The organism is Cellulomonas sp. P4_H12 (assembly GCF_056400905.1).
Genome location: NZ_JBFUKJ010000176.1, coordinates 1 through 500 on the forward strand (window position 1 = coordinate 1; position 500 = coordinate 500).

The window sequence follows — 500 nt, forward strand, 5'->3', positions numbered from 1 at the left end:
GACCAAGACCTGGTCCGCCTGGCTGCTCGCGGTGCCGGCCGTCGCGGTGGTCAGCGCCGCACTGGCGGTGTTCGACGCGCCGCTGCAGGCGCGGTGGTCCCTCGCAGCGGGCGACTTCGCGGCCGCCGTCGACGAGGTCCGGGCCGGCACCGACTCCGGACGGGGGCGCCGGATCGGCAGCTACGACGTCGGTGGCGTACGCACGCACGGCGACAACGTCTACTTCGTCATCCCCGCCAGCGGCTTCCTGAACGACGACGGCGTGGCCTACCTGCCGAACGGGGAGCCCACCACGCCCGACCCGGTCGGCGAGGGCGTGCGGGTGTGGCACCTGCGCGGGCCCTGGTACTCCTTCAGCGCGGGCTGGTGACGCGGGCTGTTCACTCGCCGGCGAGGAACTCCGCGACCACGGCCTCGAACTGGTTCGGCCGGTCGCGGTGCACGCTGTGCCCCACCTCGATGGTCACCACCCGGCAGCTCGGGATGGCGGCGGCCGCCGC

The 500-nt window shown here is 74.4% G+C and carries 1 protein-coding gene; it reads left to right on the plus strand.

Annotated features, from left to right (window positions below; all coding sequences use genetic code 11):
- On the plus strand, positions 1-370 hold a 370-nt coding region (locus AC1DQC_RS20405; RefSeq protein ID WP_477053041.1), incomplete at its 5' end, for a hypothetical protein.
- Positions 371-500: the final 130 nt, after the last annotated feature.